Source organism: Salegentibacter sp., from assembly GCF_041642575.1.
In the GTDB taxonomy this organism is placed as follows: Bacteria; Bacteroidota; Bacteroidia; order Flavobacteriales; family Flavobacteriaceae; genus Salegentibacter.
This window is the reverse complement of record NZ_JBEPWD010000106.1, coordinates 1-6010: the sequence shown is the minus strand read 5'-3', so window position 1 is coordinate 6010 and position 6010 is coordinate 1. Positions and strand designations below refer to the sequence as shown.

Sequence of the window (6010 nt, the reverse complement as noted above, 5' to 3'; positions counted from 1 at the left end):
AGGCTAACCCGGTAATTCACTGCTTCAGCCTCACCAATTTCATATAAGGAAACAGTTTGAAAGCCAAGATAGCCTTCTTCATAAGCACTACGCAATTCTGCTAGATTCGCTTCAGTAGGATCTTCTGTAAAGGCAAGGGTTTTTGCTTCAAGATTTTGAGTGGCAAGCTCGAAATTTTCAAAGGAGGGAATGATAATATTATCGGCCCAGTTTTGAAGCATTTCCCCACGGTCAAAAGAATCGGTGTTATCGTCCTCTTTGTCATCTGCATTACTACAAGAGAGCGTAGTAGCGAGCAGGGTTAAAAATGAAAATCGCAATATTTTCAACATGATTCTAAGTTTAGAGCAGGGCTGAATGAAATTCTTCAACCCTGCTTTGTTTGTTTGTAAAAATTATTCAGCTGCCTGCTGCACGCTAAAATCGAAAGCAGAAGCTATATCTTCAGAAATAGCATCAAGGGTTTCAGGAGATACATCCCAGAAACCGTCTCCGGCCATTAGCTGCTCCAGGTAGTTCTCTACATTTTCCGCTGAAACGTAGGGAGAACCTGTATTGGAGTTATGAGTAAACATAAGACTGTAAATAAATCCATAGCCTTCAGAAAGAGAATGGAAAGCAACTCCATTCTGACCATCGGCCAATTGGTTTTTACCGGCCTGCAGGTAATAAATGGCGCGCACAGCGATCACAGTAGAAATATTCTCACGGATGATGGCTATCTGCTCGTCGCGAAGGTCATAATCTCCGGCAACAATCGCTGCCCTACCGGTTTTAAAGGCTTCAAAAGTTTCCTCAGCAATACCTTCAAAATCGCTATCATTATCAACACTTCCCATATATTTAAACAAAAGGATATCATTGCTTTCGTTTAAAACGCTGTTTGGGTCATCAGAGGGGATAGATGAATCTCCATACAGGTAGCCGTAAGCTTCATCCCACTTATGCTCCATGGTGGTGTAGTTTTTTCCTTCCTCTACAATTGCTTCATCATTATTAGAAAGGTTATCTCCTTCCTCAAGAACTTCAGTAGAAAGATAATTGTTAAGCATCTGGTCTGCTACCAGGGCACCAATTAATCCCTTAGCAAAAGCCTGATCGGCTTCCAGACCTTTTCCATCTATATATCGCTCTGAAGAACCGGCTGCAATCTGACCCGCTTTTCCGGGAGCTGCAAGTTCATTTTCATTTGGGAATACTTCGTTTGCCTGGATATTGATAAATTCTTCAAAATCGGCTTTTATTTCGTTACTCGCTACGGTATTTGTAGAAAAATACAATTTTGAAGCAGCAACTTTACTCTTAATGCTTTTTGAAGTTTCATTCAGCTCAGCTTCTGAAAATGGATTATTTTCATTAGAAAACATATCAGACAGGCTGCTTTGAGTAGCATTATCAAAATCATGGAATTCAGAAAATAATTCCTTAACCATACTTAAGCGTTGGGTTTGGCCTGTGTAACTAACTGTAGATGCACCATCTCTCTCAAAAGAGTACTGTGCCGGAACTTCAAGCTGGTTCTCTTCGGGAGTTACAGGATCATCTGAGGTACATGAAGTGAAGGCAAAACCGCCAAGAAATAGGGTAATCAAAAGCTTTTTCATTTGTTCTAATTTAGACTGATTATATATTAGGCCGCAAAGATATAAATGACCTTTAATTGCCACAAATTTTATTTAGAATAAATTTAAATAAAAATAAGGTTTGCTTTTAAACCCCTGTAAATCTTAATGATACAGAGAGAAAATTTTGGATGCTTCATTAAAAGCCGACTCAAAACTGGTCATTTTAATATTGGTATCGGCCTTTTTGGAATTGAAATAGGAGAGCATTTTTTCTGAAGGCATATTGCCTGTTAATTCATCCTTAGCCATTGGGCATCCGCCGAAGCCCTGGATCGCACCATCAAACCTGGTACAACCAGCCTTGTAGGCGGCATCAATTTTTTCGTGCCATTTGGAAGGCGTAGTGTGCAAGTGAGCACCAAATTCTATTTGCGGGTATGCAGGAATAAGATTGGAGAATAAATACTCAATAATTTCCGGAGAAGAAGTGCCGATTGTATCAGAGAGTGAAAGTGTTTTTACGCCCATTGCTGAAAGTTTTTCAGTCCAATTCCCTACTATTTCCACATTCCACGGATCACCATAAGGATTTCCAAAGCCCATGGAAAGATAAGCCACCACTTCTTTATTGGTATTATTGGCAATTTCAAGGATCTCTTTCAGGATCTCCACCGATTCTTCAATGGTCTTGTGGGTATTCCGCATCTGGAAGTTTTCTGAAATCGAAAACGGATAACCCAGATAATCTATTTCTTCAAATTTGGAAGCATCTGATGCTCCCCTCGTATTGGCCACGATAGCCAGCAATTTACTTTGTGTAGTCGAAAGATCCAGTTTGGATAAAACCTCAGCGGTATCGGCCATTTGCGGGATTGCCTTAGGAGAAACAAAACTCCCGAAATCTATGGTGTCAAATCCACAGCGCAACAAAGCCTGGATGTACTGCACTTTTTTATCTGTAGGAATGAAGGTTTTGATACCCTGCATGGCATCCCGTGGACATTCGATGAGCTTGATTTTCCCCATATCCTCCAAAGATAGTATTTTAGGGATTATTTAAAAATATATCCCATTCAATAAAGTTCACCTAAGAGAAAGAGGAAAAAGTAGATTCCAGATAATTTTTTGATAAAAATTTGAGTGGTAATTTCAGTTTAAAACAGGATTAAAAGAGCAATTCCCACAAAGACAAATATCTGTAACCACTTTAAGATCAACCCCGAATTCTTATGTTGTTTGAGGTAAGACGAGATCTTTCCTGCCAGAACAGCCACCGAACCAAATATTAATACTGTTTGGAGCATGAAAATACCGCCAAGAATATAGAATTGTAAAACCGTGTTGCCGTCGGGTTCCCAGAGAAAACCCGGGAAGAATGCCAGGAAAAAGATCGTCACCTTAGGGTTTAAAACGTTCATTATAAAACCCTGCTTAAACAGGCTGAACAGTGACTTTTGTTTAATCCCTTCTGCAGAATAAGCTATTTGTGAATCACTCTTATAAACCTGGTAAGCCAAATAAAGCAGGTACAAGGCCCCGAATAACTTAATCATAAAAAATAAGGTTTCAGAACTTTTGATGATCGCCGAAACGCCAAAAGCCACCAAACTGGTATGAATGATTATCCCCGTGGCAAGGCCAAGAGCAGTTACAATCCCGTGTTTTTTTCCATTGGCCATCCCCTGCACCATCACGTAAATAATGTCCGGGCCCGGAGAAAGGGTCAGGATAACTGAGGCTGTTAAAAAAGGGATTAGTTGCTCTAACAAATTTATTTTCTTTCAGATTTCTTTCTGGTTAGCAGAAAATACATCACATAAAACCAGCTAAAAATCCCGTGGATGATCATTAGTAAAACCGATCGGTTGCGTTCCCAGGAAGTTACAGCAGCTACTACAGTACCTAAACCTATTCCATTGGTAATTACCGTTCTTCTAACTTCAGAAGTTTCTGATAAACTATAGGCTTCCAGACTTATAAAAAATAACATCAAAATACTCAGGTAGAATTTCTTCATTTACTTAGAGTTTTTGGCTAAGATGGCTTTATTAATTCTTTTAATCAAACCCGGCCCTTCGTAAATAAAACCGGTATATAACTGCACTAAACTCGCCCCGGCATCGAGTTTTTCAAGAGCATCTTCCGGAGAATGTATTCCCCCAACTCCAATAATAGGAAAAGCATTTTCGCTTTTTTCAGAGAGAAATCGGATTACCTCGGTAGCACGGTTTTTCAAAGGCCTACCACTTAGGCCGCCGGTTTCATTTTTGTTTTCAGAAGTTAAACCTTCGCGGGAGATCGTGGTATTGGTAGCAATCACTCCGGCGATCTTTGTTTCCTTTACGATGTCTATAATATCCAGCAATTGCAAATCGGTAAGATCGGGTGCGATCTTCAGCAAAATTGGCTTTTGTATCGGTTTCGCTGAATTTAATTGTTGAAGGCTATTTAGCAAATTTGTGAGCGGTTCTTTATCCTGTAATTCCCTTAAATTCGGCGTGTTTGGAGAACTTACATTTACCACGAAGTAATCCACATGATCAAAGAGTGCCTCAAAACAGATCTTGTAGTCCTCACCCGCTTTTTCATTTGGCGTGATCTTGTTTTTCCCAATGTTTCCGCCGATAATCACATTCTTATTAGACCGAAGTCTTTTCACCGCAGCTTCTACCCCATCGTTGTTGAAACCCATCCTGTTAATGATTGCTTCATCTTCCTTTAGTCTGAAAAGTCTTTTCTTTTTATTTCCAGGCTGGGGTTTTGGGGTAACCGTTCCAATTTCAATAAATCCAAATCCAAGGTCATCAAGTTCTTTGTAGAGCTTAGCATCTTTATCGAAACCTGCGGCTAGGCCAACAGGGTTTTTAAATTTTATTCCGAAGACTTCGCGTTCAAGGCGGGGATCATTCAACTGAAATTTCTTCCGAAGAAAGACTGAAAGCCCGGGAACCTTTCTGAAATTTTGTAAACTTTTAAAGCTGAAGTGATGCACCCATTCCGGATCGAAATGGAATAGAAGCGACCTGACAAGCGATTTATACATGGTAGTTGGTTTGTGCAAAAATAAATGAAATCATAAAATAACTTAGCCTATTCTTAAAAGGTTTTGAAGCGATTTAACGAATGTCTATTTTTGGCTAAACTACTAACCAATGACCAATAAACAGCATATCATAGACCGTTTTGTGAGCTACGTAAAAATAGACACCCAAAGCGATCCTAAGAGTAATACCACTCCCAGTACCGAAAAACAATGGGTCCTTGCCAGGAAATTAGCCGAAGAGCTTCGCGAAATGGGCATGAGCGAAGTAAACATAGATGAAAACGCTTATGTGATGGCTACACTCCCGGCGAATGTCGCTCATAACGTTCCCGTTATAGGTTTCATTTCACATTTTGACACCTCTCCCGATTTTTGCGGCACCAATGTAAATCCTCAGATCATTGAAGATTATGATGGCGAAGACATTATCTTAAATAAGGAAAAAAACATCATCCTTTCTCCCGAATATTTTGAGGATCTGTCCCAGTATAAAGGACAAACCATCATCACTACCGATGGCACTACTTTATTAGGAGCTGATGACAAGGCGGGAATCACAGAAATTATGACCGCCATGCAATACCTGCTGGACAATCCTGATATTCCTCACGGAAAGATCAGAGTTTGTTTCACTCCCGATGAAGAGATTGGTAAAGGTGCACACAAATTTGATGTGGAAAAATTTGGTGCCGAATGGGCCTACACCATGGACGGTAGCCAGATTGGCGAATTGGAATACGAAAATTTTAACGCGGCACAGGCCATAGTGAAAGTTCAGGGGAAGAGCGTTCATCCAGGGTATGCCAAAGACAAGATGATTAACAGCATTTACATCGCCCAGGATTTCATCAATTCCCTGCCCAGAATAGAAACTCCGGAGCTTACCGAGGGCCGCCAGGGATTCTTTCATTTAAGCAGTATAAAAGGAGATGTGGAAGAAACCGAATTGGAATATATTATCAGAGATCACGATAAAGAACATTTTGACGCTCGAAAAGCTATGATGCTTGACCTTAAGGAAGAGATTTGCCGTCAATATCAAAGAGATTGTATTTCCATAGAAATTAATGAACAATATTCCAATATGCGTGAAAAGATTGAGCCGGTAATGCATATTGTAGAAATTGCCGAAGAAGCCATGAAGGCCGTGAATGTAGAGCCAATCAAAAAACCAATTCGTGGCGGAACCGATGGTGCCCAGCTAAGCTATATGGGGCTTCCCTGCCCAAATATCTTTGCCGGCGGACATAATTTTCACGGAAAATATGAATATATCCCTGTGGAAAGCATGCAGAAAGCAGCAGAAGTGATCGTGAAAATCGCTGAGCTAACTTCCAAAAGATATCAGTAAAATTAAGGGGAAAGCATAAAAAAAACCTCACAGGATATGTGAGGTTTTTTT

At 40.2% G+C, this 6010-nt stretch carries 6 protein-coding genes and 1 pseudogene; 1 reads left to right on the top strand and 6 read right to left on the bottom strand.

Annotated features, from left to right (window positions below; translation table 11 throughout):
- The 6 genes and pseudogenes from ACESK1_RS11540 to ACESK1_RS11515 all read right to left on the bottom strand — a co-directional run.
- Positions 1–332: pseudogene (locus ACESK1_RS11540) on the bottom strand (peptidase M75 superfamily protein); the annotation flags it as partial.
- A 63-nt stretch (positions 333–395) separates the two neighbouring features.
- Complete coding sequence (locus ACESK1_RS11535) at positions 396–1604, bottom strand: DUF4856 domain-containing protein (protein ID WP_372920331.1); 1209 nt, start codon at positions 1602–1604, stop codon at positions 396–398.
- A 123-nt stretch (positions 1605–1727) separates the two neighbouring features.
- Positions 1728–2591 carry a hydroxymethylglutaryl-CoA lyase gene (locus ACESK1_RS11530; RefSeq protein ID WP_372920330.1) on the bottom strand — a complete coding sequence of 288 codons (864 nt, stop codon included), beginning with the start codon at positions 2589–2591 and terminating at the stop codon, positions 1728–1730.
- A 128-nt stretch (positions 2592–2719) separates the two neighbouring features.
- Positions 2720–3334 carry a LysE family translocator gene (locus tag ACESK1_RS11525; RefSeq protein ID WP_372920329.1) on the bottom strand — a complete coding sequence of 205 codons (615 nt, stop codon included), beginning with the start codon at positions 3332–3334 and terminating at the stop codon, positions 2720–2722.
- A 2-nt stretch (positions 3335–3336) separates the two neighbouring features.
- The gene (locus ACESK1_RS11520; protein ID WP_372920328.1) at positions 3337–3582 is read right to left on the bottom strand and encodes a hypothetical protein; all 246 of its coding nucleotides are present in this window, start codon (positions 3580–3582) and stop codon (positions 3337–3339) included.
- Positions 3583–4608, bottom strand: coding sequence for a quinone-dependent dihydroorotate dehydrogenase (locus ACESK1_RS11515; RefSeq protein ID WP_372920327.1), 1026 nt, complete (start codon positions 4606–4608; stop codon positions 3583–3585).
- A gap of 109 nt (positions 4609–4717) precedes the next feature.
- Between ACESK1_RS11515 and pepT the strand changes: the two genes are divergently transcribed.
- Positions 4718–5959 carry a peptidase T gene (gene pepT, locus ACESK1_RS11510; RefSeq protein ID WP_372920326.1) on the top strand — a complete coding sequence of 414 codons (1242 nt, stop codon included), beginning with the start codon at positions 4718–4720 and terminating at the stop codon, positions 5957–5959.
- The last annotated feature ends 51 nt before the right edge of the window (positions 5960–6010 follow it).

Excerpts from the sequence above, each read along its gene's own strand:
- ACESK1_RS11535 (WP_372920331.1), bottom strand. The coding sequence starts at position 1,604 with ATGAAAAAGCTTTTGATTACCCTATTTCTTGGCGGTTTTGCCTTCACT.
- ACESK1_RS11530 (WP_372920330.1), bottom strand. The coding sequence starts at position 2,591 with ATGGGGAAAATCAAGCTCATCGAATGTCCACGGGATGCCATGCAGGGT.
- ACESK1_RS11520 (WP_372920328.1), bottom strand. The coding sequence starts at position 3,582 with ATGAAGAAATTCTACCTGAGTATTTTGATGTTATTTTTTATAAGTCTG.
- ACESK1_RS11515 (WP_372920327.1), bottom strand. The coding sequence starts at position 4,608 with ATGTATAAATCGCTTGTCAGGTCGCTTCTATTCCATTTCGATCCGGAA.
- pepT (WP_372920326.1), top strand. The coding sequence starts at position 4,718 with ATGACCAATAAACAGCATATCATAGACCGTTTTGTGAGCTACGTAAAA.